At 42.3% G+C, this 24,644-nt stretch carries 28 protein-coding genes and 3 pseudogenes; 24 read left to right on the top strand and 7 right to left on the bottom strand.

Annotation, left to right across the window (positions count from 1 at the left end; genetic code table 11):
* The first annotated feature begins 6 nt into the window (after positions 1–6).
* Positions 7–2,139, top strand: a complete 2,133-nt coding sequence (locus tag RJ01_RS11075) for a 3-hydroxyacyl-CoA dehydrogenase NAD-binding domain-containing protein (RefSeq protein WP_034171106.1) — start codon at positions 7–9, stop codon at positions 2,137–2,139.
* Positions 2,140–2,302: 163 nt separating this feature from the next.
* Entirely contained in the window at positions 2,303–2,656 is a 354-nt protein-coding gene (locus tag RJ01_RS11070) for a hypothetical protein (RefSeq protein ID WP_034171133.1), read from the top strand.
* A 54-nt stretch (positions 2,657–2,710) separates the two neighbouring features.
* Here the strand turns inward: RJ01_RS11070 and RJ01_RS11065 are convergent, their stop codons facing one another.
* Together RJ01_RS11065 and RJ01_RS11060 are read right to left on the bottom strand one after the other, a co-directional pair.
* Positions 2,711–3,148: a GNAT family N-acetyltransferase gene (locus RJ01_RS11065; protein ID WP_034171105.1), complete on the bottom strand. Its 438-nt coding sequence runs from the start codon at positions 3,146–3,148 to the stop codon at positions 2,711–2,713.
* The gene (locus tag RJ01_RS11060; RefSeq protein ID WP_034171104.1) at positions 3,142–4,362 is read right to left on the bottom strand and encodes an SAM-dependent methyltransferase; all 1,221 of its coding nucleotides are present in this window, start codon (positions 4,360–4,362) and stop codon (positions 3,142–3,144) included. The genes RJ01_RS11065 and RJ01_RS11060 overlap by 7 nt, the downstream gene beginning before the upstream one ends.
* Before the next feature lie 102 nt (positions 4,363–4,464).
* On the opposite strand from RJ01_RS11060, the gene RJ01_RS11055 reads away from it, so the two are divergent.
* From RJ01_RS11055 to RJ01_RS11045, 3 genes are all read left to right on the top strand, one after another.
* Positions 4,465–5,109 (top strand): hemolysin III family protein, encoded by a 645-nt coding sequence (locus RJ01_RS11055; RefSeq protein WP_034171103.1) that lies wholly within the window; start codon positions 4,465–4,467, stop codon positions 5,107–5,109.
* Between the two features lie 142 nt (positions 5,110–5,251).
* Entirely contained in the window at positions 5,252–6,568 is a 1,317-nt protein-coding gene (locus RJ01_RS11050) for an MFS transporter (RefSeq protein WP_004785216.1), read from the top strand.
* Positions 6,569–6,711: 143 nt separating this feature from the next.
* Positions 6,712–7,125, top strand: coding sequence for a hypothetical protein (locus tag RJ01_RS11045; RefSeq protein ID WP_034171102.1), 414 nt, complete (start codon positions 6,712–6,714; stop codon positions 7,123–7,125).
* Between the two features lie 20 nt (positions 7,126–7,145).
* Here the strand turns inward: RJ01_RS11045 and RJ01_RS11040 are convergent, their stop codons facing one another.
* Complete coding sequence (locus RJ01_RS11040) at positions 7,146–8,156, bottom strand: metallophosphoesterase (protein WP_034171101.1); 1,011 nt, start codon at positions 8,154–8,156, stop codon at positions 7,146–7,148.
* 101 nt (positions 8,157–8,257) lie between these two features.
* On the opposite strand from RJ01_RS11040, the gene RJ01_RS11035 reads away from it, so the two are divergent.
* On the top strand, positions 8,258–9,892 hold the full coding sequence (locus RJ01_RS11035; protein ID WP_034171132.1) for a phospholipase D family protein: 1,635 nt from the start codon (positions 8,258–8,260) through the stop codon (positions 9,890–9,892).
* Positions 9,893–9,927: 35 nt separating this feature from the next.
* On the opposite strand, the gene RJ01_RS11030 is transcribed toward RJ01_RS11035, so the two are convergent.
* A complete protein-coding gene (locus tag RJ01_RS11030) occupies positions 9,928–10,737 on the bottom strand; it encodes a 1-acyl-sn-glycerol-3-phosphate acyltransferase (RefSeq protein WP_034171100.1) in 810 nt (269 codons plus the stop codon).
* A gap of 190 nt (positions 10,738–10,927) precedes the next feature.
* On the opposite strand from RJ01_RS11030, the gene RJ01_RS16745 reads away from it, so the two are divergent.
* The 7 genes from RJ01_RS16745 (at position 10,928) to RJ01_RS11000 (ending at position 15,534) form a co-directional block, all read left to right on the top strand.
* On the top strand, positions 10,928–11,059 hold the full coding sequence (locus RJ01_RS16745) for a hypothetical protein (RefSeq protein ID WP_257220898.1): 132 nt from the start codon (positions 10,928–10,930) through the stop codon (positions 11,057–11,059).
* Positions 11,060–11,135: 76 nt separating this feature from the next.
* On the top strand, positions 11,136–12,476 hold the full coding sequence (hflX, locus tag RJ01_RS11025) for a ribosome rescue GTPase HflX (RefSeq protein WP_034171099.1): 1,341 nt from the start codon (positions 11,136–11,138) through the stop codon (positions 12,474–12,476).
* A 34-nt stretch (positions 12,477–12,510) separates the two neighbouring features.
* A complete protein-coding gene (locus RJ01_RS11020) occupies positions 12,511–12,882 on the top strand; it encodes a hypothetical protein (RefSeq protein ID WP_004785228.1) in 372 nt (123 codons plus the stop codon).
* A 9-nt stretch (positions 12,883–12,891) separates the two neighbouring features.
* A complete protein-coding gene (locus RJ01_RS11015; RefSeq protein ID WP_034171098.1) occupies positions 12,892–13,566 on the top strand; it encodes an LrgB family protein in 675 nt (224 codons plus the stop codon).
* An 87-nt stretch (positions 13,567–13,653) separates the two neighbouring features.
* Complete coding sequence (locus RJ01_RS11010; protein ID WP_004785231.1) at positions 13,654–14,100, top strand: DUF2147 domain-containing protein; 447 nt, start codon at positions 13,654–13,656, stop codon at positions 14,098–14,100.
* 397 nt (positions 14,101–14,497) lie between these two features.
* Complete coding sequence (locus RJ01_RS11005; RefSeq protein WP_005237150.1) at positions 14,498–14,947, top strand: DUF2147 domain-containing protein; 450 nt, start codon at positions 14,498–14,500, stop codon at positions 14,945–14,947.
* A gap of 140 nt (positions 14,948–15,087) precedes the next feature.
* Positions 15,088–15,534 carry a DUF2147 domain-containing protein gene (locus tag RJ01_RS11000; RefSeq protein WP_034171097.1) on the top strand — a complete coding sequence of 149 codons (447 nt, stop codon included), beginning with the start codon at positions 15,088–15,090 and terminating at the stop codon, positions 15,532–15,534.
* A 54-nt stretch (positions 15,535–15,588) separates the two neighbouring features.
* Here the strand turns inward: RJ01_RS11000 and RJ01_RS10995 are convergent, their stop codons facing one another.
* From RJ01_RS10995 to pdxA, 3 genes are read right to left on the bottom strand one after another with little or no spacing between them, the layout of a single operon-like run.
* Entirely contained in the window at positions 15,589–16,434 is an 846-nt protein-coding gene (locus tag RJ01_RS10995) for a symmetrical bis(5'-nucleosyl)-tetraphosphatase (RefSeq protein ID WP_034171096.1), read from the bottom strand.
* 5 nt (positions 16,435–16,439) lie between these two features.
* Positions 16,440–17,252, bottom strand: a complete 813-nt coding sequence (rsmA, locus tag RJ01_RS10990) for a 16S rRNA (adenine(1518)-N(6)/adenine(1519)-N(6))-dimethyltransferase RsmA (protein ID WP_005237157.1) — start codon at positions 17,250–17,252, stop codon at positions 16,440–16,442.
* Between the two features lie 30 nt (positions 17,253–17,282).
* Complete coding sequence (pdxA, locus tag RJ01_RS10985; RefSeq protein ID WP_034171095.1) at positions 17,283–18,251, bottom strand: 4-hydroxythreonine-4-phosphate dehydrogenase PdxA; 969 nt, start codon at positions 18,249–18,251, stop codon at positions 17,283–17,285.
* Positions 18,252–18,786: 535 nt separating this feature from the next.
* Between pdxA and rplM the strand changes: the two genes are divergently transcribed.
* The 11 genes and pseudogenes from rplM (at position 18,787) to RJ01_RS10940 (ending at position 24,532) form a co-directional block, all read left to right on the top strand.
* Positions 18,787–19,215 (top strand): 50S ribosomal protein L13, encoded by a 429-nt coding sequence (gene rplM / locus RJ01_RS10980; protein WP_004785249.1) that lies wholly within the window; start codon positions 18,787–18,789, stop codon positions 19,213–19,215.
* A 12-nt stretch (positions 19,216–19,227) separates the two neighbouring features.
* Complete coding sequence (gene rpsI, locus RJ01_RS10975) at positions 19,228–19,614, top strand: 30S ribosomal protein S9 (protein ID WP_004785251.1); 387 nt, start codon at positions 19,228–19,230, stop codon at positions 19,612–19,614.
* A 333-nt stretch (positions 19,615–19,947) separates the two neighbouring features.
* Positions 19,948–20,616: a glutathione S-transferase N-terminal domain-containing protein gene (locus RJ01_RS10970; RefSeq protein WP_034171094.1), complete on the top strand. Its 669-nt coding sequence runs from the start codon at positions 19,948–19,950 to the stop codon at positions 20,614–20,616.
* A complete protein-coding gene (locus tag RJ01_RS10965) occupies positions 20,609–21,037 on the top strand; it encodes a ClpXP protease specificity-enhancing factor (RefSeq protein ID WP_034171093.1) in 429 nt (142 codons plus the stop codon). The genes RJ01_RS10970 and RJ01_RS10965 overlap by 8 nt, the downstream gene beginning before the upstream one ends.
* 18 nt (positions 21,038–21,055) lie before the next feature.
* Positions 21,056–21,703, top strand: a complete 648-nt coding sequence (locus tag RJ01_RS10960) for a hypothetical protein (protein ID WP_005237167.1) — start codon at positions 21,056–21,058, stop codon at positions 21,701–21,703.
* Positions 21,704–22,124: 421 nt separating this feature from the next.
* Positions 22,125–22,467 (top strand): annotated as a pseudogene (locus RJ01_RS10955) (roadblock/LC7 domain-containing protein).
* Between the two features lie 105 nt (positions 22,468–22,572).
* A complete protein-coding gene (locus RJ01_RS16580; RefSeq protein ID WP_227504423.1) occupies positions 22,573–23,079 on the top strand; it encodes a hypothetical protein in 507 nt (168 codons plus the stop codon).
* An 83-nt stretch (positions 23,080–23,162) separates the two neighbouring features.
* Entirely contained in the window at positions 23,163–23,339 is a 177-nt protein-coding gene (locus RJ01_RS16575; RefSeq protein ID WP_227504422.1) for a hypothetical protein, read from the top strand.
* Positions 23,340–23,414: 75 nt separating this feature from the next.
* Complete coding sequence (locus RJ01_RS16740; RefSeq protein ID WP_257220897.1) at positions 23,415–23,549, top strand: hypothetical protein; 135 nt, start codon at positions 23,415–23,417, stop codon at positions 23,547–23,549.
* A 14-nt stretch (positions 23,550–23,563) separates the two neighbouring features.
* Positions 23,564–24,107 (top strand): annotated as a pseudogene (locus RJ01_RS10945) (ATP/GTP-binding protein).
* A 10-nt stretch (positions 24,108–24,117) separates the two neighbouring features.
* Positions 24,118–24,532: pseudogene (locus RJ01_RS10940) on the top strand (roadblock/LC7 domain-containing protein).
* Positions 24,533–24,644 lie beyond the last annotated feature (112 nt).

Raw genomic sequence — 24,644 nt, 5'->3', positions numbered from 1 at the left:
ATCAGCATGAGCGCAATTCAATATCAAAAAACTGAAGATCATATTGTCATTCTGACCTTTGATTCTCCAAACCAGTCCGCCAATACCATGAATGCCGACTTTCGCACGGCTCTGGAAGAAGTCGCTGCCCAGTTACAGGCAGATGAACAGATCGCCGGAATTATTTTCCGATCAGCTAAAAAGACATTCTTTGCTGGCGGTGATCTGGATGAGCTGATTCAGGCGACGCCTGAACATGCCACTGAATTCTTCAATATGATTGAAGACATGAAAGCCAAATTACGCTATATCGAAACGCGTGGCATTCCTGTGGTGGCAGCTTTAAATGGCACCGCACTCGGTGGTGGTTGGGAAATCGCTTTATGTGCCCATCATCGTATTGCCCTCAATGATGCCAAAACCAAGTTTGGTTTACCTGAAGTCACTTTAGGCTTGCTACCAGGCGGTGGTGGTATTGTCCGTATGGTTCGTCTGCTAGGCCTGCAAAATGCCTTACCTTTGCTGATGGAAGGCAAACAGTTCGGTGTAGAAAAAGCCAAGTCTTTGGGACTGGTACATGACACAGCCGACTCACTGGATGAGTTACTAGATAAATCTATAGCCTGGATTAAACAACATCCGCAATCCCAACAGCCTTTCGATGTAAAAGGTTACAAAATTCCGGGAGGCTCTCCTTCTTCGCCTGCCGTTGCACAGATGCTGGCCATTGCTCCTGCGATGCTGCGTGATAAAACCAAGGGCTGCTATCCAGCTCCTGAAGCCATTTTATCCGCTGCGGTTGAAGGCGCTCAGGTTGATGTTGATACCGCACTGAGAATTGAGTCGCGTTATTTCACCTATCTCGCTACCGGCCAGATTTCCAAAAACATGATCGGTACATTCTGGCATGGCATGAATGCCATTAAATCAGGTGCCAGTCGTCCTAAAGACTTTGCGCCATGGAAAGCCACTAAAGTAGGTATTTTGGGTGCAGGTATGATGGGTGCAGGTATTGCCTATGTCACTGCCAGCAAAGGCATTCAGGTGGTACTAAAAGATATTTCGGTCGAAGCTGCTGAAAAAGGCAAAGCCTATAGCCAGAAATTACTTGATAAAAAAGTAGCCCAAGGCCGCTTAACAGCTGAAAAACGTGACCAGATTTTAAGTCTGATTCACACCACGACAGAAGCAGCAGATTTTCAAGGCTGTGACCTGATCATTGAAGCAGTATTTGAAAATCAGGGACTCAAAGCCAAAGTTACTCAGGAAGCAGAGCAATATTTAGCATCCAACGGTGTAATGGCATCCAATACCTCGACTCTACCCATCAGTGACTTGGCTCAAGCCTCTCAAAATCAGGTGAATTTTATCGGTCTGCATTTCTTTAGCCCAGTCGACAAGATGCAACTGGTCGAGATCATTAAGGGGAAAAATACTTCAGCAGAAACACTGGCCAAGGCATTTGACTTTGTGCAGCAGATTGGCAAGCTACCGATTGTAGTGAATGACAGCCGTGGCTTCTTTACCAGCCGTGTCTTTGGAACCTTTGTACAGGAAGGTTTACGTTTGCTCGCCGAAGGGGTGCATCCAGCCCGTATTGAAATGGCTGCGCTGAAAGCAGGTATGCCGGTCGGACCACTTGCTATTCAAGATGAAGTCTCTCTGACACTTTCTGAGCATGTAGCTGCAGAAACCCGTAAGGCTCTGGCAGCACAAGGCAAAGAACGCCCAAGCACCGATGCAGATGCCGTGATTCAAACCATGATTCATGAGTTTAACCGTAAAGGCAAAGCTGCTGGTGCAGGTTTTTATGATTATCCTGAAGGTGGCAAAAAGCAGCTGTGGTCTGGCTTGGAGCATTGGTATAAAGAAGTGGATATTTCTGAACAGGAAATGATAGACCGCTTCCTGTTTGTTCAAGCGCTGGATACCGTACGCTGTCTGGAAGAAGGTGTGCTGGAGTCAGTGGTCGATGCCAATATTGGTTCAATCTTTGGAATTGGTTTTGCCACTTGGACGGGAGGTGCAGTGCAGTTCTTGAACCAGTATGGTTTAACCAAGGCCTTAAATCGTGCTGAGATATTAGAACGTAAATATGGCGAACGTTTCAAAGCGCCACAGTTACTCAAACAGAAAGTTGCTGAAGGTCAGCGCTTTTAAAAACTGGGTCTAAAAATGAGGAGCTTGACTCCTCTTTTTTTATTTCGACGCGATAAACTCTCGAAGTCTATTGCATTCAATCAATGACAGATTTTGATCTGCTTTCCAGACAATTTATGTTATAAAGTTACATGAGTTAGACATCCACGATGGGTATATGCATATGACTGATCACAGTTCACCTGAAAAATCACCTTGGGGTTGGAAAGCACTGATTATCTTCTGTATTTTAGGTGGATTATTTATGTTGTTTTTCTGGCTTGCGGTCAGCAATGAACCAGACTACATGCCAAGCCAGCAAAAGAAAGAAAATACCCAGCAGCATGCATTTAAGAATGCACCTGCAATGTCTCCAGAAGCTTTAGCCAAAGCACAGGCTGACCGTGAAGCTCGTCATGCTACCTCTTCATCTCATCAGACTCATGAGATGAGCGCGGAGGAGCATAATATGTCTGCTGAAGAACATGCACAGATGGACAGTGCTAGCCATGACGAAAATACGGCTCATGGTCACTAGACAGTTCCAAGATCAAATTTAAAAAAGCGAGGTTTTCCTCGCTTTTTTATTTTTTTAGTCTTTTAAGCTGAGATACATATCTATATGTGGAATGCCGCAATCCAGATATTCCTCACCCCGCACGTCAAAACCCAAGTTCTGATAAAAGCCAATCGCATGTACCTGTGAAGAAAGCTTTACGAATTTACGTTGCTCTGCCTTGGCCTGATCAATCACAGCCCGCATGGTCTTGTAGCCGATGCCCGTACCACGTGCCGACTGTAATACAGCTACGCGACCAATACTGTGATTCTTTAATAAGCGTGCAGTCGCCACGGCTTGATCCTGTAAATAAGCCACAAAATGCGTAGAGATTGTATCCTCCGCATCCCATTCATCTTCAGGAGCAATTTGCTGTTCCTGAATAAAAACGGCTTCACGTATCACTCGGGCATCTTGAGCTAAATCATCCCAGCTGCCTGACACGATTTTAAGATTTTTATCATCTAGCATTTAGAACCAATTCCCTGCTGATCCCACTGGTCATTCAATAACAATTCCAGTGAATGTTTTTGAATCCCATACATCTCTTTCAATGCCTGAATCTGGGCGAGAACAGCCTGATCGGGCTGTTCATAATCCTTACGTTTGGTCGCCAGAATCATTTTATTTTTACTGGTGTGTTCTAGGGCCACAAATTCAAAGACCTTGGTTTCATAACCATAAGCCTTCAGCAATAAGGCACGAATGGTATCCGTCAGCATTTCGGCTTGCTGCCCAGCGTGAATGCCAAACTGCAACATTGGCGATAGCACTTTCGGACTCTGTAATTGCGGTCTTAACTCTTTATGACAACATGGAGCACACATGATGATTTGTGCATTCAGGCGTATACCGCTATGGATCGCAAAATCGGTCGCCACATCACAGGCATGCAGAGCGATCATCACATCCAGACGTTCCGGTTCATAGGTACGCACATCACCCTGGAAGAAATCCAATTGATTAAAACCGGATTGCTGCGCGACATTCTGACAGAATTCGACCATTTTCGGATTCAGCTCTACGCCGGTGACATAGGGCGTCTGACCATGTTTTTGCATATAGTCATACAGTGCACAGGTTAAATATCCCTTACCTGAACCGAAATCGACGATACGTAATCCTTGTTCCTGCGGCTGGATTTGAGCCAGTGCGCCGGAGAAAATCTCGACAAATTTATTAATCTGTTTCCACTTACGCGCCATGCTCGGAATGATCTGGCCTTGCTGATCGGTAATTCCTAAATGCTGTAGGAATACACTGTCTTGATCGACATAACGCTGCTTGATCCGGTCATGGCCTTGTTCTGCTTTAGCCTTTGTAGAGACTGGTTTAGCTTTACTTCTTGTCAGCATGGCCTTTTTCTTGTTTTTCTTCAGCTGCAACTCTTCCTGATCAGTAAACAGGTTAGCTTGCTTACAACAGGTCAATAATTCCTTTACTTGAGTTAAGGCTTCATTCAAAGGATAATTTTTAGTGACATCTTGAGTCTTGTATCGATAGACACAGCTCAAAACCTTCTGCTCATTGAGCGAAATGACTCTAAAGGTCATTTTCTCCAATTGTTCAAGTTCACCTTTATACTGACTCAAAATCAGACGATCAAAATGATCAGTTTCAAAGGCTTGCTGAAAAGCCTCCAAGAATTGTTGTTCCTGAACCGAGAGAGAAGTCGATGTCGACATAAGAAAAACCTGATATGAATTGCTGCTCAAGTTTAATTGTTCTTAACTTAAAAGCAAAATTGAATTATTATACAAGTGTATATTTAAACAAGAATGACAATCATGCAGAATGCTCCCCTAGTTCCAGATTATGATCACAATGAGGAACGGATTAATTACACTAGTCATGGCCTCGGTGCTGCGCTGGCTTTGATTGCCGGTATTTTATTGATTATTAAAGGCTCTTATTTGAGTACCGGACAATGGATTGGCCTTTGGGTCTATGCTTTCAGCATGATTCTGCTGTTTTCCGCTTCGATGCTCTACCATATGTCTACTGCTGCTGACCGACGCTATTTTTACAAAAAAGTTGATCATACGGCAATTTACTACCTGATTGCAGGTACCTATACCCCGTTTCTATCGATTGCGATTCCAACAGCCAAAGCCCAGTATTTACTGATTGCCTTATGGGTGATTGCTGTACTTGGAACACTATTCAAGTTCATTTTCATCAACCGTTTCCAGAAACTTTCTTTAGTCGCTTATCTGGTCATGGGATGGCTTGCACTACTGGTTATGGACGATATGCAGCAGTACTTAAGTGCTCAATCTTTAACCTTTCTGATCATTGGTGGCTTAGCATACACCGTAGGTGCATTGTTTTACGCTTTAAAAAGAGTAAGATATACCCACGCTATCTGGCACATTTTTGTATTGATAGGCGCAGGATCACATTTTCTGTCTATCTATCTTTACGTGATTTAATCATCTCATTTCTCCATTTCAGTGACCCTGAGCGAGTTGAAACGAGAAGATTGCAGTTGTTTTTTTAAAAAATTACGCCTTTTTTAAAAAGATTACGCTTTTAAAACTAAATTTTTTATTTTTAGTAAGTGTAAGGTTATTCATGGCGTCTTCAGATTCTATCGCTGTAACAGAAATTACAGCAACCAATTCAAAATTTCGTGTTTTAACAGCAAGTTTAGTGGGCACTACAATCGAGTTCTTCGATTTCTATATTTATGCCACAGCTGCCGTTATTATTTTCCCTTATCTGTTCTTCCCTACAAGTACAGATCCTATGACTGCGACTATTCAGTCGCTGGCAACCTTTGCGATTGCCTTTATTGCCCGTCCAATCGGTGCTGCACTCTTTGGTCACTTAGGAGACCGGATCGGACGTAAAGCGACTCTGGTCGCTGCTTTACTGACTATGGGCCTTTCTACCGTTGCCATTGGTTTATTGCCAACTTATGCACAAATCGGTATTGCTGCGCCATTATTGCTGGCTCTTTGTCGTTTAGGCCAAGGCCTTGGTTTGGGTGGTGAATGGTCAGGTGCGGTTCTACTGGCAACTGAAAATGCGCCAGAAGGCAAACGTGCCTGGTATGGTATGTTCCCGCAACTTGGTGCACCAATTGGCTTCATTCTGGCAACAGGCTCATTCTTGACCCTTGGCGCATTCATGTCTGAAGCAGAGTTCATGCAATGGGGCTGGCGTATTCCATTTATTTCTAGTGCACTACTGGTGATTATGGGTCTATGGATTCGCTTGAAACTGCATGAAACCCCTGCATTCCAGAACGTATTGAAAAAGCAGAAAGAAGTGAATGTACCCTTCTTCGAAGTATTCAAAAAGCATTCTAAAATGCTGGTATTGGGCACTATCGCAGCGATCTGTACATTCGTAGTGTTCTACCTGACGACTGTATTCGCATTGCAATGGGGTACCAAACAGCTCGGCTATACACGTGAAGAATTCCTTCAGTTGCAGTTAGTTGCAACTCTGTGCTTTGCTGCGTTCATTCCACTTTCAGCAGTTCTTGCAGAAAAATTCGGTCGTAAGACAACTTCAATCGCGGTATGTGTGGTCTCTGCTATTTTCGGTATTTTCTTTGCCGATATGCTTGAATCAGGCAGTACGCTGGTTGTGTTCTTCTTCTTATGTATCGGCCTAGCGATCATGGGTCTAACTTATGGCCCGATTGGTACCGTATTGTCTGAAATCTTCCCGACTTCAGTACGTTATACCGGTTCTGCCCTGACCTTTAACCTGGCAGGTATTTTTGGTGCATCTTTCGCGCCATTGATTGCAACCAAACTGGCAACAACTTATGGCTTGTCTGCAGTAGGTTATTACCTCACAGCAGCTTCTATCCTGTCATTGCTTGCATTCTTGCTGATCCGTGAAACTAAAAATGATGATGTAAACAATCAGATCTAAGGATCTTGACAGATTAAGTCATCTCAATCGAAGCCAGCAGTTCATGCTGGCTTTTTTTATGATTTCACAACAAAAACTTGCTACTTCTTTGCGGATATTTCGGGAACAATCCAATAAATAAAGCCAGAGAATGAGGCAGAGTGATGCAGGATCTTATTGAGCAACTTACTCAAGAACAGCTGGTAGATATTGTGATTCTGCTAGAGGATGATAAAAAACTGGAAGCCATTCGCTATATCCGGACGCATACAGCTTTAGATGAATCACAGGCGATACAGGTCATTGATGAAATTATCCGCGAGCATGATCTGGCGCTGAATCGGAACAATAAAGGCAACATTGGCCCACGCTTTACAGATGATGCAGATGAAAATATTTCAGTGGTAACTACACCTTTGGAAGTTCCAGATCATCCCAACCTGAGCATCGCCAAAGATACTGAGGTAGCTGCACAGCAAGTCGGCAAACGCGTACCCGGCCGTGAGATTGAAAAGAAAATCTGGATCACCGCAGCCGTGATTTTACTGATTATTATTGTGCTCTGGTTGCTGCTTTAGCTGCAGTGAATGAATCTTTTTTATACCAGTTCAATAATATCAATAGTCGGTGGTACACGAAAACGGAATGGCACGCCTACCATACCCGTTCCCACGGTCACAAATACATCTGCATGTTCATGCCGGTATAGACCTTTTTTATGGCCCAGAATGGAGACCTTTTTCATCACATAATCCGTCAGCCAAGGTAACTCGACCTGTCCGCCATGCGTATGCCCAGAAAGCATCAGTGGCCGTGTGGGCAATTTCGGCACCATATCCACGGTATCTGGATTATGCGACAGAATCACCCAAGGTTTGTCTTGAGGCAGATCCGGCATTGCGCGCATATCGGTTTTTCCAGCCCAAAGATCCCCTACTCCTAAGAGACGAAATTCGTCAAACTCGACAATCTGCCCTTCTATGTCCATCACCTGATTCACTTCCAGCGCATAACGAAGCAATTCCTGAATAGGCGGGCCAGGATACTGTTCATCATGATTCCCTGTCACCGAATATACTGGCGCATGAATTTCTTTCAAGACCGCCAGCTCCTGTGCCAGTTTATTTTCAGGTTCATAGGTCCAGTCCCCTGCGACCACCACCAAGTCCGGTTTCAGATGATTCAGCTTATGCACAATCTGTCTTAACTGGCGTTCATGTCCGGAAAACAGACCAATATGTAAATCTGCAATCAGGGCAATCCGTACCGGCTTTTTAAGTTTCTGTTGAGGATTGATTTGATAAGGCGTGGTTTCAACCCGAATCAAATGCGGCTCGATAAAACGTGCATAACTGAGTACTGCACTAATCAAGAAAATAAAAATAGACTCATGAATCGAATAGTAGCCTATCCATCCTGCATAAATACTGAAGAACACCAACGGAATCAGCAAATAGGCCAGATAGAAAGCCAGCAGGTGACAAAACGCTTTAAAGGGATGAATGGTTTCTGTACGCGACTGACTCGACCAGGCCTGATACACTGCCCAAACGGCAAGAATGGCCATGCCTAGATAAAAATAAAAAAGTACGGAACTGGTATCCCACATAGATTTGCCTTGTCGAGTCGAGGAGCTGATTAGTGGCTTTATATTTATCTTTTCATAGCTGGCAATTATACTCAATCCAAATTTTTCAGTCTTTGATGTTTATGGTAAATGCTCCCCACGCTTCCGCTCACTCAAAACCTTCTGGCTTATCAAAAGCTTACCGCTATAAAGCTGGCATTTTACTGAGCTGCAGCCTGGTACTCGGCATTCCTGCTTGCAGTACGCTGCCTCCGCAAACTGAACAACCTAGCCGGATGGCATTTGAAACGGATACCTCACAAACCAGTCTGGCCCAGATTGTTGAGCCTTTACGTCGGCAGAATATTGGCCTGACCGGTTATCACGTGCTGCCAGATCCGCTTGAAGCACTCGCTGCACGTATCCAGCTGATTAATAAAGCCGAACGCAGTCTGGACCTGCAATATTACATCTGGGATAACGACCGTATTGGAGCATTGGCCTTACATGCCCTCATCCAGGCGGCAGACCGTGGCGTAAAAGTCCGTCTACTGATGGATGATAACAATGCCAAGAAAATGGAAGGTATTTATCTGGCGCTGGATCAGCACCAGAATATTGAGGTCAAACTGTATAACCCCTACCGTTTCCGTAAATACCGTGCCATGGATATGCTGCTGGATCTAAAACGGATCAACCGCCGCATGCATAACAAAAGCTTTATTGCCGATAACCAGATTGCCCTGATTGGCGGCCGTAATATGAGTAACCAGTATTATAACGTCAGTGACAGTTACCAGTTTTCTGATGTAGATGTGATGTTGGTTGGTGCCGCTTCTGATGAAATCATTCATTCTTTTGATGAATACTGGAATGATGATTATGCCTATCCAGTTCGGCAGATTGTTAATCCTCGCCATCACACGCTACGCTTCCCGAGCCTGAAACAGCAGCTGGAAGAATATAGTCATGATACTGCAATCCAGAATTACCTGAATCTGGCCAATCGCTCCCAGGCTTTCGATAAATGGCTGGAACACAACATTCAGCTTGATTGGGTGGAAGCTGAAGTCGTCAAAGACCCGCCAAGTAAAATCAAGTCAAAGGCTAAAACTGAAGATCACTTGAACTTCCAGCTATTACAACATCTGGAAAAACCGGAAGAAAGTGTGGATATCGTGTCGGCCTATTTTGTACCGGAAAAACAGGGGGCAGAACGTCTCAAGAAACTGGCTTCAGAAGATGTCAAAGTCCGAGTACTGACCAACTCTTATAAGGCCAATGACGTGCCGCTGGTCCATGCCTTTTATGCCAAATATCGTCAGGAACTGCTGGAAAATGATGTAAAACTCTACGAGTTTTTGGCCGCGCCAGATGCCGACAACCTGAATGCCAATACTGAAGAGCTGGCACAAAAAGCGAAGGTCAGCTTAAAAGGCCTGAGCCGTTCCAGCCTGCATGCTAAACTGATGGCTATTGATCAGAAACAGGTATTTATCGGCTCTTTTAATTTCGATCCGCGTTCGGCTTATTTGAATACTGAAATTGGCGTATTGCTAAATAGTCCTAATCTGGCCCGTGCGGTACACGAAACCATGGACAAAAACTTAAGCAAGTATGCCTATAAGCTGGTTCTGGATGCCAACCAGAACATTAACTGGAAAATCCGCAATGCCAAAGGTGAAATAAAGACCTTTAAAAAAGAGCCGGGAATGAAGTGGTATCAAAAAGCCTCAATAAAATTCCTGTCGATACTCCCAATCGAAGGTTTTATGTAATGAATATCTCTGAGTATTTCTATTAAAAAAGCCTCTTAATGAGGCTTTTTTAATACTTTGGCTTGCAACCTTTGCAAACCCTCTAGCATATTTTCATGCACTAGTGCAGTCAGGCTTTCTACTGTATGCCCTTCGGTCGCAATTGCCGGCAAGGCCATCAGATGAGCTGTTACTTTAGGCATTTCCAGAACATTTTGTACATGTTTGGCAAAACTGATATTCCCAATAAAAGGCGCCACCATATCCAGCTCACCCTGCTGATTTACATAACAGATCAGACAGATTTGTACCGGACGTTGCGCTTCGATTGCTGCACCGAGAATACGACCATAGATTTTTTTAATTGAGCGTCCATCAGATGTGGTCGCTTCAGGAAAAAACAGGACCGGAATATTCTGTTTCAGGAAGCCGGTAATCTGTTCACGGATTCTGACTGAATCTCCTGAACCACGCTTGATAAATAAGGTGCCACCGCCTTTAGCCAGCTTACCCAAAATTGGCCAATTTTCAATTTCAGCTTTGGCCAGAAAAAACACTCGCGCGCCTGAACCCAAAACGGCGATATCCAGCCAGGATACATGATTGCTCACCCATAATGCAGGCTCACGTGGAATCACGCCATGAACCTGAACCTCGATATTAAACACCTTGCACAACTGGCGACAGAAATACTGCACATATCGGGTATTGTTCGGGTTATTCGGGTCTTTATACAAACCGTGACGGTAAACCAGATAAAACCCCTGGCTGATGGCTGCTAATGCAGAAGTCGTTTTTCTTGTATAAAGAAAGAATTTTGCTAAACCTTGTATCTCAGGTGATTGATTTTGTACAGTCGAGTTCATAAAAAGATCACTAAATCCTAAACAAGATACAGGGAATATCCACGAATTAAACCTATTTTATACTGTTCATGTCCAACTTGCATTGATAATAAAAAACGACCAAGTACATCTATATTTTCAATTTAAATTCATTAAATGAATTAAATAAAATAAATAAATCGAAATATTAGATTGAAAAAGGATGCTCATCATGCAAGATGAAACAGTGAAATCAGCTGAAATGATTCGACCCTTAAAAGTATTAAGCTATATCTTGGGTGGTACCTTGTTATATACAGTTTTGCTCGTAACACTTGCACAACTGTTTGTCACGGCACTCTAAAACAAAGCTCGCTATTTCAGTATCTGTAAAGTTCATTTTCAACTAAAATGAAGTTTTCAACTGGAGATTGGCCTGAGTGGAATATTTTGAGCAACATCAGGGAAAAGAACGCGTCATACTGGTCAGTGTGAGCGTACAAATGCTGGATGACCTTGATGCTGAAGAGTTTCATCTGTTAGCTCAATCTGCAAATGCCGAAATTCTGGAACATCTTTTTGTTCAACGCTTAAAACCGGATGCCAAATTCTTTGTGGGTTCAGGAAAAGCAGAAGAAATTGCTGAACGGGTCAAAGAACTCGATGCCAATCTGGTCATTTTCGATCATGCACTGACACCTGCCCAAGCACGTAACCTGGAAAATGTGGTGCATTGCCGGGTAGTCGATCGTACCGAACTTATCCTCGATATCTTTGCACAGCGTGCCCGCACCTATGAAGGGAAACTGCAAGTTGAATTAGCACAGTTACAGCATCTGTCTTCACGACTGGTTCGTAGCCGTACCAATCTGGATAGCCAGAAAGGCGGGATCGGTCTGCGTGGTCCGGGTGAAACCCTACTAGAAACAGATCGCCGTTTATTGCGTATCCGCATGGGACAGCTTAAAGCCAAAATAGAAAAAGTCCGTCAAACCCGTATTCAAGGCCGTGTTGCACGCCAAAAAGCGGCTGTTCCAACCGTGTCTTTAGTAGGTTATACCAATGCGGGAAAATCTACCTTATTCAATATTCTGGCCGATAGCGATGTTTATGCAGCTGACCAACTATTTGCGACTCTGGACCCAACTTTAAGACGCCTGCAATGGGACGGCGTCGGTAATCTGGTACTGGCAGATACGGTAGGTTTTGTACGTAATCTTTCACACTCACTGGTTGAATCTTTTAAAGCAACTCTGGAAGAAACCGTTGAAGCCACTCTGCTTTTACATGTGATCGATTCCAGCAGTCTGGAAATGCTTGAACAAATTGAAGCCGTTGAAAAGGTGCTCAAGGAAATTGGCGCTGACGTTCCAGTTTTAAGGGTTTATAATAAAATCGACTGTAGCGGTGAAGATGCCAAAATCATTTACCGCCAGCCTGGTCAGCCTGAACGAGTCTATGTTTCAGCACATAGCGGTGAAGGTCTGGATCTGTTACGCAAAGCCGTGCATGAAGCATTAATGGGTCAGATTCAACACTTTGAACTGGTATTGAAACCTGCCTATGGCAAACTGCGCAATCAATTTTATGCGCTGAATGTGATTCAGTCCGAACATTATGACGATGAAGGTCAATTGCATATCAATGTAAGGATTGCACCTCCGAAGCTGGAACAATTGATCAAACAGGCACATTTACCGATAGAAGAAATTCTGGGATCTCAAGCACTTCAATTCCAGCGTCCACTTGAAGAGTTTGAAATTCGGCCTAAGATCGAGTAAAACTTGATAAGTAAACTTTTAAATGACATCACCAATGAACTGGATAAAACATATTGACTGGCCAGCATGGATCGGCACTCTCCTCTTAATTATTGTATTTCGTGAAGCTTCAGTCTGGCTAATGACCCAGCTAGATCACCCTGAACTGGGCAATCTGGTCGGACTCATCAGCCTGCTAGTCACCTTATTTGCCTGGCGCTATTTTGGCAAAATTCCAGCGCGTCTGGTGGATACCAATAACAAGCTGATGAAAGAAAGTGCCTTCGCTTTTTTACCAATTAGTGCAGGCGCGCTAATTATGCTGATGCATATGGGACAAAAAATTCCGGCCTTCATGCTGGTGTTATGCCTGAGCACTCTGCTCCCTCTTTGGATCTACGCCAAAATGGCAAAACGCTGGTTATAGGAGTCGCACATGTTTTCTGTTCTTTATGGCTTTGCGATTACCTTAATTGCTTATCTGCTTGCTAAACCCTGCAATCGTGTTATTCCGCAAATTCCTGTGATTGTGTTTAGCATGTTCTTGGTGCTGGTGATTTTATTGGTGCTCGGTATTCCTTATGAGCATTATATGGATGAAGTCAATCCACTGTTTAACCATTTGCTCGGTTATGTCACGGTTGCACTGGCGATTCCACTAGCGGCCATGCGTTATGATGACTTGCCGCTGAAAGCCATTATTGGGATTCTCGTTTTTGCCAGTATCAGTGCGGTTGCCTTACCGATGGGTCTCGCCTATTTGCTGCATATGTCTTCTGGCGACATCATGGCCTTTGCCACCCGTGCAGTCACAACACCAATTGCAATTAATATTGCAACCTTACTGGAGGCACCTGTTAGTCTGGCCATTCTGATCGTCATTTTGTCTGGCGTAATTGGTGCAGCATTTTCACCATTTATTTTACGATATATCAATGATGAGCGTGCTTCAGGTCTGGCTCTAGGTCTAGCAGCACATGCGATTGGTACAGCTCAAGCTTGGCAGCGTGGTAGTGTTGCCGGACGTTATGCTGCGTTTGGCATGGCAGTGAATGCCGTTTTTACTGCGATCTGGTTGCCAACTTTTATACTTTATCTGCAAAAAATGTGACTCATCAATCAATATTTAACGTTTGTTTCTGAATGAAACTATTCTTACTATAGGGAAATAAAGAATTTTTCACTCAGGAACAGACCTATGAAAAAGGTTCAATTATTATCCGTTTTAGCCCTGACCTTTTTCAGTCATCTGGCTTTCGCTTCTGATATTTCAGGTACCTGGAGAAGTATTGACGATAAAACAGGATCCGCCAAAGCGATTTTGGAAATTCGTGAAACTTCAAATGGTGTTTATACCGCCAAAATTACCAAGATTACGCCTCGTCCTGGCTACACACCGCGCGAAACCTGTGTTTCCTGCCCTGCACCTTATACCAATAAACCGATTCTTGGTCTGGATGTACTCACCGGCTTAAAGGATGCAGGTAATAATAATTTCTCTCAGGGCAAACTGATTGACCCTTTATCTGGCAATATTTATAACACCAAAGCTAAATTAAGTGCCAATGGCAAACGTCTAACCCTACGTGGTTATGTGGGTGTTTCAGCCTTAGGACGCAGCCAGACTTGGATTAAACAAGATTAATTCATGACTTAGTGCACAGAAGCTTGCATTTTCATGCATTAAGTTGTATCAATATTAGACAGATGCTTTTTTTATGCAATATAAAACATGCATATAAATATTAGATTCATTTGCTTTAACAGGCTTAGCATCAAACGGATTTTGATGGGCAATATAAGGAGATAGAATGCAAGACATTACCATGTTAAAGATCTTATTGAATTTCTCTGCTTTTACTGAAAATTCAGCCACAAAGCAATTAACATCGGCATATTTCTGTCATGGGGAATCAACAGGGTTAAAGCAGATTGATCGAGCAATCTGCAACGCTCATTACTCTAAAATCAACCAAAATTAAAAAACCACACGCTTGTGTTTGGGATAGTTTGTTTCATCTATGAAAAAAGGATAAATATAAATGAATAAATCTAAATTAGGATTAATGCTCATTGCTACATTCATGACTGGGACCATTTATGCACAAGACTTGACCGGGACATGGCAACAAATCGATGATAAGACTGGTTCACCAAAAGCACTGATTGAAATCCGTCAGGACAGCAATGGTACTTATGCCGGCAAGATTGTCAAAGTAACGCCTCGTCCAGGTTATACCCCGCAAAAAACCTGTAATAAATGTCCTGCTCCTTATACTAATCAGCCAATCCTGGGGATGGATGTACTGACAGGTTTAAAACAGGTTGGTGATAGCGTGAATTATGAAAAAGGTCGTGTGATTGATCCATTGACAGGTAAAATTTACGATGCCAAGGTTCGTCTGAGCAGCAACGGCAAACGTTTAACCCTACGCGGTTATGTGGGTGTATCTGCTCTGGGTCGTAGCCAAACCTGGATTCGTCAGGAATAAGTTCACACTTTTTCTCAAAGCTGCCAAACAGGCAGCTTTTTTTATAAATTTAATTCCATGTTTTTAATTATTTATTGACTATTTGTGCAATCTTCCTAACATGTGCGGGTAATAATGAAAAGTTCTTTGGAATGATGGATATGTTAAAGAAGATATTCCTTGCCACATTGACTACAGGATTCATGATGAACCTGTGGGCTCAAGATATTAGCGGAACCTGGCAACAAATTGATGATAAAACTGGAGCAGCAAAAGCCATCATTGTCATCGAAAAAGAAGCAAATAATACTTACTCAGGCAAGATTGCGAAAATCACGCCACGTCCAGGTTATACACCACGCGAAAAATGTAATAAATGTCCAGCCCCTTATACCGATCAACCGATTTTAGGCATGACTATTCTAAAAGGCCTGAAACACGTTGAAGGCACCAAAAATTATGAAAAAGGTCGTGTCATTGATCCATTGGCAGGTAAAATTTATGATGCCAAGGTTCGTCTAAACAATACCGGCAAGCGTTTAACGCTACGTGCCAGTATGGGCGTTTCAGTTCTGGGTCGCAACCAGACCTGGATTCGTGTAGACTAATGATCAGCACACAAAAAAGCCACGTTGAACGTGGCTTTTTTAGCTTTGAATTTTTTAAAATACCGGATTATCGACAGCGAACATTTGTTGGTCTTCCAGACGATAAGCCATCAGCTGATTACCCCAGACACAGCCACCATCGACATTCTGAATTCGCTCAGAAATGGTTTTACCCTGTAAAGCGGCCCAGTGTCCAAATACAATTTGATGGGTTGCTGCAGTTTTCGATTCAAATTCAAACCAGGGCTTAAAACCTTCTGGCATCGGATCATCCAGTGAATCTTTAAAACTATATTCCAGACGCCCTTCTGCATCAGTTAAACGCATCCGGGTCAGGTAATTCACGATACAGCGTGTACGCTCATGACCTTCTAATTCATCTGACCAGAGTGTAGGCTCTTTCCCAAACATTTCCTTTAAGAAAGTATCCACCACCTCAAAATCATCATGGGCAATAATGGCTTCTACTTCTTTAGCCAATTCAGCCGTCTTGGCTGCATCCCAGATATTGGGAATACCGGCATGGGTCAGTACCGTCTGTTCATTCGGAAACAGACACATCGGCTGTTTACGGATCCAGTCAATTAACTCATCACTGTCGATCGCATCAATCACATCACGGACATTATCCTTGTCTTTAATCGGCTTAATACCGCGTGCATAAGCCAGCAAAGTCAGGTCATGATTACCCAGCACTGTTGCCGCCACGCCATTATCGACAAGCTTTTTAATGAAGCGTAATGCACCCAGCGAGTTTTCCCCTCTAGCCACCAGATCACCAGCAAACCAGACAAAGTCCTGATCAGGATCAAAACGGATTTTTTTCAGCAGTGCCTTCAAGGCTTCAAAACAGCCTTGTACATCACCAATCATATAATTGTATCGAACAGTGCGGGTCATTATTTTTAAGCTACCATTTGATCAGATAATGCCACAAATTGGGCAAGTGACAGTGTCTCTGGACGTGCCATTGGATCCACACCTGCCTTTTCAAAACCATCTTCAACCAGCATCCCTTTCAGGCTATTACGCAAAGTCTTACGGCGCTGGGTAAATACATGCGATACCAGACGAGCCAAAGCTTTTTCATTTTTTGCCATGATCGGTTTTACATCATATGGCTCCAAACGGAACACGGCAGATGTCACTTTTGGTGGCGGATTAAAAGAACCTGGCGGCACTTCAAACAGAAAAGTCGGTTTGCAGTAATACTGGATCATCACCGACAAACGACCATATTCTTTGGTGTTCGGTGAAGCTGTAATACGATCGACCACTTCTTTTTGCAGCATGAAGTGCATGTCTTTCACTTTGTCACCAAATTCCAGGAGATGGAACAATAGTGGCGTTGAAATGTTATAAGGCAGGTTTCCGACTACACGTAGCGGACGACCTTCTTCAAACAAATTGGTGAAATCGTATTTCAGTGCGTCTGTTTCAATAATGGTTAAACGTTCAGGATGCGGCACACGACCCGGCAAACCAGCGGCCAAGTCACGGTCCAGCTCAAGTACGGTCAAGGCATCACATTCACCAATTAAAGGAGATGTCAAAGCAGCCAGACCCGGGCCAATTTCAACAATATTTTCGCCTGCACGCGGATTTACCGAACGCACAATTTTGGCAATGACACGTTGGTCATGTAAGAAGTTTTGACCAAAACGCTTGCGCGTGTGATGCCCTTCATCTTTTGGGTTTAAGGCATTAATCTGATACATAGACATTTCCAACGTGTAATAAAGACGAGATCATTGACGCGCTAAATCCAGCGCCAAGTCCACAGCCACATGTAAGCTTGAGCTTTTCGCAAGGCCTGTACCTGCGAGGGAGAGTGCTGTGCCGTGATCGACAGAAGTTCGGATAAACGGTAAGCCCAAAGTAATATTGATGGCTTCACCAAAACCCTGAGATTTTAACACAGGTAAACCCTGATCGTGATACATCGCCAGAACAGCGTCGGCATCTTTCAAATTTTCAGCGGTAAATAAAGTATCTGCAGGCAGGCTCAGACTCATATTGATACCTTGAGTACGGTAAGTCTCCAGTACTGGATTGATGACTTCAATCTCTTCCATACCCAAATAACCGCCCTCACCTGCATGTGGATTTAAACCACAGACCAGAATATGCGGATGCTCGATTTTAAACTTCGATTTTAAGTCATGAATCAGGATATCAATCACCTGATGTAAGCGTTCCGGAGTAATGGCATCGGCAACTGCACGAAGTGGCAGATGGGTGGTTGCTAAAGCAACACGTAAAGTTTTAGTCGCTAGCATCATCACCACACGCGGTACACCAGCAAATTCCTGGTAATACTCGGTATGACCACTGAAATGGATGCCTGCATCATTAATGACTGACTTCTGCACTGGCGCTGTAGCCACTCCGACACTTTTGCCTGACATGGCATATTCGGCTGAACGATGTAGCTGTTCCAGTACATAAGCAGCATTATGGCTATTCAGCTGACCTAGTACTACCGGCTCTTTTAAAGGCACATGCTCGACATAAAGCTGACCTTTTTCTGAAGAAGTCGTTTGCCCCTGATAATCGATCAGTTCAACCAGAAGTTTTAACTGCTGTGCCCGTTGACGGAGCATTTCCAGATCGGCAAGTACCACCAATGGACGCTCATCAATACGATCCGCCAGACTCAGGCAAATGTCTGGACCAATTCCGGCAGGTTCACCACTGGTAATATATAAAGGCAGCATGACTTTCTTCTGTATTATCAATTGTCCTTATTTTAGTACAAATTTCACAGGGAAAGTTTTAGATAAAGGTTTAGATGATGTTTATTCAAATAATACTGTACCTTTCTCATTATATTAAAGAAAGATAAAACCGGACTGACTTCAATAAACCCTATAAAGAGTTTCAGGCAATCCTCTCAACACTCGACATGTTTAGCTTTTGGTATTTTCAAGGAGGATTGTCTCAAGTTTAGAAAGCAAACCTAGGCAGACTCGAAGACAGGCCATTTGCTAAAGAAATACATATTAAAAAACAGGTGAATCCATTCATACAAAGACGTGCCCCTAGTCTTAGGTCCGTTTTATTATTTAATGATTAATCATATGTGTTTATAAGCTAAAAATCCTACTGGTCATTCATTGAAAGACGTTGTAAAATACAGCGCTTGAAATTTTATATTTTCATTGTGGTTCTCCTGGCTTTCGGGTAGAATTCGGTCTCCTTTTGTTTGGACAGCTTCCATAGTCCAAACCAACTATAATAGGTAGTGGTTTAATGAAAACTCTCAGCGCTAAGCCAGCTGAAGTTCAACACGACTGGTACGTTGTTGATGCTTCTGGCAAAACTTTAGGTCGTCTCGCGACTGAAATCGCTCGTCGTTTACGCGGTAAGCATAAAACTTCTTATACTCCTCACGTTGACACTGGTGATTACATCGTTGTTATCAATGCTGAGCAAGTTCAAGTGACTGGTAACAAATCACTTGACAAGAAATACTATCGCCATACTGGTTTCCCTGGTGGTATTCGTGAAACTAATTTTGAAAAATTAGTTGCTCACAAACCAGAAGAAATTTTCCAACGCGCTGTAAAAGGCATGTTGCCAAAAGGTCCTCTTGGTTATGCAATGATCAAAAAAATGAAAGTGTACGCTGGTACTGAGCATCCACATACTGCTCAACAGCCACAAGTTTTGGACATCTAAGGGATACAGCACATGGCTACTAACTATGGTACAGGTCGCCGTAAGACCGCAACTGCACGTGTTTTCCTATCTGCTGGTACTGGTAAACTCGTAATCAACAACCGTTCTTTAGAACAATACTTCGGTCGTGAGACTGCTCGTATGGTTGTTCGTCAACCTCTAGAGCTTCTTGAAGCGACTGAGAAATATGACCTTTACATCACTGTTGCTGGTGGTGGTATCGGTGGTCAAGCAGGCGCTATCCGTCACGGTATTACTCGTGCACTGATCGCTTCTGACGAAACTCTTAAACCTGCTCTTCGTCAAGCTGGTTTCGTTACTCGTGATGCTCGTGAAGTTGAACGTAAGAAACTTGGTTTACGTAAAGCTCGTAAACGTCCTCAATTCTCTAAACGTTAATTCGTTTACCGAATCGGACAAAAAAACCCTGGTTTATTCCAGGGTTTTTTATGGCTTGAAATTGACCACTTAGTTGGATTCTATATTTATTGTTCATGCACATCCTTACCCCATACCCCTTCATGACACCAGAAGGATTTGGTCAGATAATAATTCGCAACACCGATGATAATAAACAGAATGATTAAGCCAAAATTCATGATCATATTGTTCTGCTCCTTTCATTTTTTTCTCTACTCTACCCTGCCTTAGTCCAATTGGCTTTTTATGCTTCGTGCTTTTTAGGTTGATTTTTAGTATCCTAGTCTATTCATTAGAACTTAATCAGGATTTATGTCAGTCGAAAGCGCGCCACTTCAAGGACTCACCTTATATAGCCATGCCGATGACTTTCGTTCCCATTGGATTCGCTACGTACTTGCCGAAAAGCAGATTAAATATAACCTGATTCTGGTCGATAGCGATGATGAAGATCTGGCCAGCCTCAATCCTTATAACCAGCTGCCCATGCTGATTGAAAATGATTTAAAATTGTTCAATACCAGCATCATTTCAGAATATATAGACGATCGTTACCGCCAGAACAAGCTCTATGCAGATGCCCCTATGCCACGTGCGGAACAGCGGCAATATATCTGGCGTTTTGAAAATGACTGGCTCAAACTGGCCGATATCATGTTATGCCACCCAGATACCTTGGATGCTGTAGCTAAAGTGAAAGCTCAAAAACAGTTGCATGATATCCTGATTTCATTAACGCCCCTGTTCCAGCATTTTCCTTATTTTATGTCGGAACAATTCAGCATCTTAGATTGTATGCTGGCTCCCATTTTCATTCGACTCAAAAGCATGGGAGTAGAATTACCTCGACAACAATGTCGTCCATTTTATTTATATTGCCAACGAGTTTTTAGCCGTCCTGCATTTGCAAAATCCATGACCTTGCAGGAAAAAAACCGCTACCAAGAGCAAATCAAATCTGTAGAGAAACATCATGTCTGAACAAGAATTCAACTTAAGTCCTACCCGTCCCTATATGGCACGTGCAATCTATGAGTGGATTTGCGATAACAATATGACGCCTTATCTGCTAGTCGATGCTACACGTCCAAATACCATGGTACCTGAACAGTTTATTAAAGATGGCCAGATTGTCCTGAATATTGTGCCGCATGCAGTTCATGCGCTGAATATGGATAATGAAGCCATCACCTTCTCAGCACGTTTTGGTGGTGTATCACGTGATATCTATGTACCGATGGCAGCAGTCCTCGGGATCTATGCACGTGAGAACGGTCAAGGATTATTCTTTGATCCAAATGAATATGAGCATACACAAAATGATGAAGATGCTTTAAAATCAAGCACTGAAGAACAGCCTGAACCCGCAAAGAAAAAACCAACCCTAAGGTTATTAGATTAAAAATAATGGAGTAAGTGAATGGCTTTTGATTTAGTACAATATTTTGTTGAACAGATAGAAACTCAAAAGCCTGAGCTTCTACAAAGCTATACAAAAGAAGAAAGACGTAAATATATTTCAGAAATCAATGCTCTCACTTTAGGCAAACTGATTAGCGAATGGCGCAATAACCCGCAAAAAATTTATAATGAAATCAAGCATCCAGATGAACTTTATATCCTGGAAATCGCCCGTCACCTGACTACCCGAGTGGAAAACCAGTCAACTTTACCAAAACCCGAGCTGGAACAGCTCACGTCTGAAATTTTCCATTTTCAGCTGACTGAATTAAAGCAGTTACATGATACTGGCAATCATAATCAGACCAGTATCCAAGAGCTGCTAAAAGGACAAATTGAACATTTGTCTGGCCAGGCAGATGATTGGGTTTGGACAACAAATAACCTAACAGAACTCAAAGGCTCTAAACCAATTCATGAAGAAGAGCTATCATTAGAAGCATCAATGAAGGAGTTTAGCCAAATGGTTCATCAAAATAGCCAGCATCATGATGTTGAAGAAGTTGCTGTTGTAGAAACACCAACCTGGGCAAAAATCGTTGAGCCAGTGGTTGCGCTTGCGATTCTTTGGGTATTGATTGATGCAGTATTACGCGTATTTGCATAAATACTTCAACCTCAAAAATTCAGTTTTACTAAAAGCCAATGAGATATTGGCTTTTTTTATTCTTTAAATTTATCAGGAAATGAAGTGAATCAATTTTCTTAACTGAAATTTTTACCTAACTAGCCCCATAATTCATTCAAAATATTTTATTACATCTTTTAGATTAAGGTGAGATTATAGATCAAAAAATAATCACAAAATCACTTCACATATCCTTAAATAAAAAGGTAAACGCATCACATAATTAAAAAGTACAAGTTAAAAATTAAAATCTAAAGTAAACCATTAAATTTTATATAGTTTTTATTTCAATTGTAATTTACTTGCCCATTTTTATAATGAATTTGAATGAAAAAGATAATATTCGAACTTCATCAAATACAACTAACGCATCAACTATTTTTATAACAGGGAAATAATTGTGGCTAAGGTAACCTTAGATACACTTACAGATATTGATGGTTTCGTTGCTGCAGCATTAGCTGATGGTGAAAGCGGGCTTGGCTTTAGCAACTCAAGGTGGTGGCAATATCGATCTTAAACTTGCAGCAGCCGGCAATACAGAAGTGGTTCGCGCTAAACGCCGTGTAGCGAATTCATTAAACCTGAATGACTCGATTGAAGATATTCTGATTACGCTGGGCAAGCAATATCATCTCATTCGCCCACTAGAAAAGAATAACAATGTATTTCTGTACCTTGTACTGGATCGCTCTAAAGCAAACCTGGCTATGGCTCGTCATGAGCTTAAATCTTTTGAATAAGGTTTAGACTTCAGCTAATACACAGTTTTCCCCTTTATTTCATGCGATAAAGGGGATTCTTATGCGCTTCACCCAATAAAATATAAAGTTTAATCGAGACTTAAAATGCATAGGCATTATATTCATATTGGAATAGCAGGTTTAAGTATTCACGATGCTGATGAACTAAAAAAGACTTTACAACACATCACTCCTGACCATTTTATCCTGCAATGGAACACTGCTTCCGATCCTCATCTCGATTGCCTGTTGGTGTATGAATACTTTCTTGAAACAGAGGGTATTCAACGTGTTCTCAAAAACCAAAAATGTCCTTATTTATGCATCTCTAAAAATGCTCAATATTCGAACCAGATTATAAATAACACGCTCGCTTTACCCCTGCAAAACACACAAATTCTCAAGCAATGGTTTGAGCAAAATGTTCTTAATTCAGAAATTAAACCAGAAATAGAAGAACCTATATTTTCAACGCTAGTTCATTCCCAGCAATCTTCTGACCATCCCTACACAATTAACTTTTTTAAAGAGATGCTGCATCCTGAAAAAGGCAAATTACATCTTTATGACCGGCATGGCACCATTGCCATCATTGACTCAGCAAAAACCTAGCCTGGTTAAACAAAGACCGGGCTGAAACAGGCACAGACTTTTCTTTTCAATATGACTTCGCCTCTACTAGCGACCTATTAAAAGTGACACGTAGAGAAACGCAGATTTTACAAGACTGGTTATGGAATTTTTTCTGTAACTCGCCTAGTTTTGCCCAGATCGCACCTGAAGATGGTCACTATAAAATTCATTACTGGCCAAAGCCGGCTCATCCGCTGCATAAAAAACGTATTTTTCAGATATCTGCCTGCTTTATTTAAGGCGGTAAGATTTCAAAAATTGCTGAGCAACATGCAATTTCTTTACTCACGCTTCGACAATTTATCGCAGCCAGTATGGCTTCAGGAAATATTGAAAAAATTAATGCTTGGGAAAGTCGTTATCGCGCCACTGCGCCAGTTGAAAGAACAGAACAGCAAAGTTTCATTAAAAACTTTTTTGGAAAGCTACGATTTAAATTTGGATTTTAATAAAGTAAATACTTATGATTTTACAACAATATAAAATCGTTTTTGCGGGCTCCATGGGCGCAGGTAAAACAGCCGCGATACGTTCATTATCTGATATTCCAGTGTTACTCACTGAGGCACTGAATACTGACGACCACAGTCATTCAAAAATGGAAACCACGGTAGGAATCGATTATGGTGAAATCACCTTAGAAGATGGAACCAAAATTGGCCTATATGGGACGCCAGGACAAAGCCGCTTTGACTTTATCTGGCCTGTCATCTGTCAGGGCGCACTAGGTGCTATTATCCTTATTGATCATACAGTAAATGACCCGATCCAGGAACTGGAAAGCTCTATCGAAGTATTCCAGGAATATACCAATAATATTGCCATTGGGATTACGCATAGTGATCTTGAAAGCCCTCATTTTACCCAGATTTATAGGGACTGGCTGATCCAGCCGGATCTCTATACTCCCCCTCTTTTTTGTAGATGCACGTCAAAAAGACAATATCTTACTTCTCTTAGAAGCCTTAATTACTTCAATCGAAATCAACCATAACCTCATGAGCTAAGGATTAAAGCATGCTTACTATACAAGAAAGACGTCAAGCCCCGGAAGCCCTCGTTCAGCATGCTAAACAACAAATTCAGGAGATTATTAGCAATGTTCGTGGCGTATATTATGTAATGGTCTGCTCAACAGATGGGTTTGAATTGGCCACAATTCATAAGAAAGACAACTATAACAACAGCAAACTGGCTGCGGTGAGCAGTTCGATTTTAGCGATGGTTTCTGCATTTACCAAGGAAATCCATCTTACTGGCTGTCAGAGTATTACTTTGGATGCAGAAAATGGTAAAGCCATTTTGACAGCGGTTGCAGCACCGAAACATCCTCTCATTCTGGTTACCTTGGCTGAAAAAGATATTTTTATTGGGTCAGGCCCTGTATATGCTAAAGCATGCAACACAATCCATTATCGCGGCAGATCAATAAATAGATAGATTCAAAAAGGCTTAAATTTATTTAAGTCTTTTTCTATTTCATCTTTATTTCACGCATAAAAAAAAGCCCCCAGCGTGAGCAGAGGGCTTTTGGAATAATGAGC

This window comes from Acinetobacter sp. YZS-X1-1, from assembly GCF_000804305.1.
Taxonomy (GTDB): domain Bacteria; phylum Pseudomonadota; class Gammaproteobacteria; order Pseudomonadales; family Moraxellaceae; genus Acinetobacter; species Acinetobacter variabilis.
The sequence above is the reverse complement of the archived record's forward strand: the minus strand, read 5'-3'. Positions and strand labels throughout refer to the sequence as shown.

Bases quoted from the DNA above. Each gene is read 5' to 3' on its own strand.
- RJ01_RS11005 (WP_005237150.1), top strand. From the start codon at position 14,498: ATGAATAAATCTAAATTAGGATTAATGCTCATTGCTACATTCATGACT.
- RJ01_RS11040 (WP_034171101.1), bottom strand. From the start codon at position 8,156: ATGTGGGATACCAGTTCCGTACTTTTTTATTTTTATCTAGGCATGGCC.
- RJ01_RS11070 (WP_034171133.1), top strand. From the start codon at position 2,303: ATGACTGATCACAGTTCACCTGAAAAATCACCTTGGGGTTGGAAAGCA.
- rplM (WP_004785249.1), top strand. From the start codon at position 18,787: ATGAAAACTCTCAGCGCTAAGCCAGCTGAAGTTCAACACGACTGGTAC.
- rsmA (WP_005237157.1), bottom strand. From the start codon at position 17,252: ATGTATCAGATTAATGCCTTAAACCCAAAAGATGAAGGGCATCACACG.
- RJ01_RS11045 (WP_034171102.1), top strand. From the start codon at position 6,712: ATGCAGGATCTTATTGAGCAACTTACTCAAGAACAGCTGGTAGATATT.
- RJ01_RS11035 (WP_034171132.1), top strand. From the start codon at position 8,258: ATGGTAAATGCTCCCCACGCTTCCGCTCACTCAAAACCTTCTGGCTTA.
- rpsI (WP_004785251.1), top strand. From the start codon at position 19,228: ATGGCTACTAACTATGGTACAGGTCGCCGTAAGACCGCAACTGCACGT.
- RJ01_RS16745 (WP_257220898.1), top strand. From the start codon at position 10,928: ATGCAAGATGAAACAGTGAAATCAGCTGAAATGATTCGACCCTTAAAA.
- RJ01_RS16580 (WP_227504423.1), top strand. From the start codon at position 22,573: ATGCATAGGCATTATATTCATATTGGAATAGCAGGTTTAAGTATTCAC.
- RJ01_RS11010 (WP_004785231.1), top strand. From the start codon at position 13,654: ATGAAAAAGGTTCAATTATTATCCGTTTTAGCCCTGACCTTTTTCAGT.
- RJ01_RS11000 (WP_034171097.1), top strand. From the start codon at position 15,088: ATGTTAAAGAAGATATTCCTTGCCACATTGACTACAGGATTCATGATG.
- RJ01_RS10965 (WP_034171093.1), top strand. From the start codon at position 20,609: ATGTCTGAACAAGAATTCAACTTAAGTCCTACCCGTCCCTATATGGCA.
- RJ01_RS11020 (WP_004785228.1), top strand. From the start codon at position 12,511: ATGAACTGGATAAAACATATTGACTGGCCAGCATGGATCGGCACTCTC.
- RJ01_RS11055 (WP_034171103.1), top strand. From the start codon at position 4,465: ATGCAGAATGCTCCCCTAGTTCCAGATTATGATCACAATGAGGAACGG.
- RJ01_RS11065 (WP_034171105.1), bottom strand. From the start codon at position 3,148: ATGCTAGATGATAAAAATCTTAAAATCGTGTCAGGCAGCTGGGATGAT.
- RJ01_RS11060 (WP_034171104.1), bottom strand. From the start codon at position 4,362: ATGTCGACATCGACTTCTCTCTCGGTTCAGGAACAACAATTCTTGGAG.
- RJ01_RS10995 (WP_034171096.1), bottom strand. From the start codon at position 16,434: ATGACCCGCACTGTTCGATACAATTATATGATTGGTGATGTACAAGGC.
- RJ01_RS11030 (WP_034171100.1), bottom strand. From the start codon at position 10,737: ATGAACTCGACTGTACAAAATCAATCACCTGAGATACAAGGTTTAGCA.
- RJ01_RS11050 (WP_004785216.1), top strand. From the start codon at position 5,252: ATGGCGTCTTCAGATTCTATCGCTGTAACAGAAATTACAGCAACCAAT.
- RJ01_RS10960 (WP_005237167.1), top strand. From the start codon at position 21,056: ATGGCTTTTGATTTAGTACAATATTTTGTTGAACAGATAGAAACTCAA.
- RJ01_RS16740 (WP_257220897.1), top strand. From the start codon at position 23,415: ATGGCTTCAGGAAATATTGAAAAAATTAATGCTTGGGAAAGTCGTTAT.
- RJ01_RS11015 (WP_034171098.1), top strand. From the start codon at position 12,892: ATGTTTTCTGTTCTTTATGGCTTTGCGATTACCTTAATTGCTTATCTG.
- RJ01_RS11075 (WP_034171106.1), top strand. From the start codon at position 7: ATGAGCGCAATTCAATATCAAAAAACTGAAGATCATATTGTCATTCTG.
- RJ01_RS10970 (WP_034171094.1), top strand. From the start codon at position 19,948: ATGTCAGTCGAAAGCGCGCCACTTCAAGGACTCACCTTATATAGCCAT.
- pdxA (WP_034171095.1), bottom strand. From the start codon at position 18,251: ATGCTGCCTTTATATATTACCAGTGGTGAACCTGCCGGAATTGGTCCA.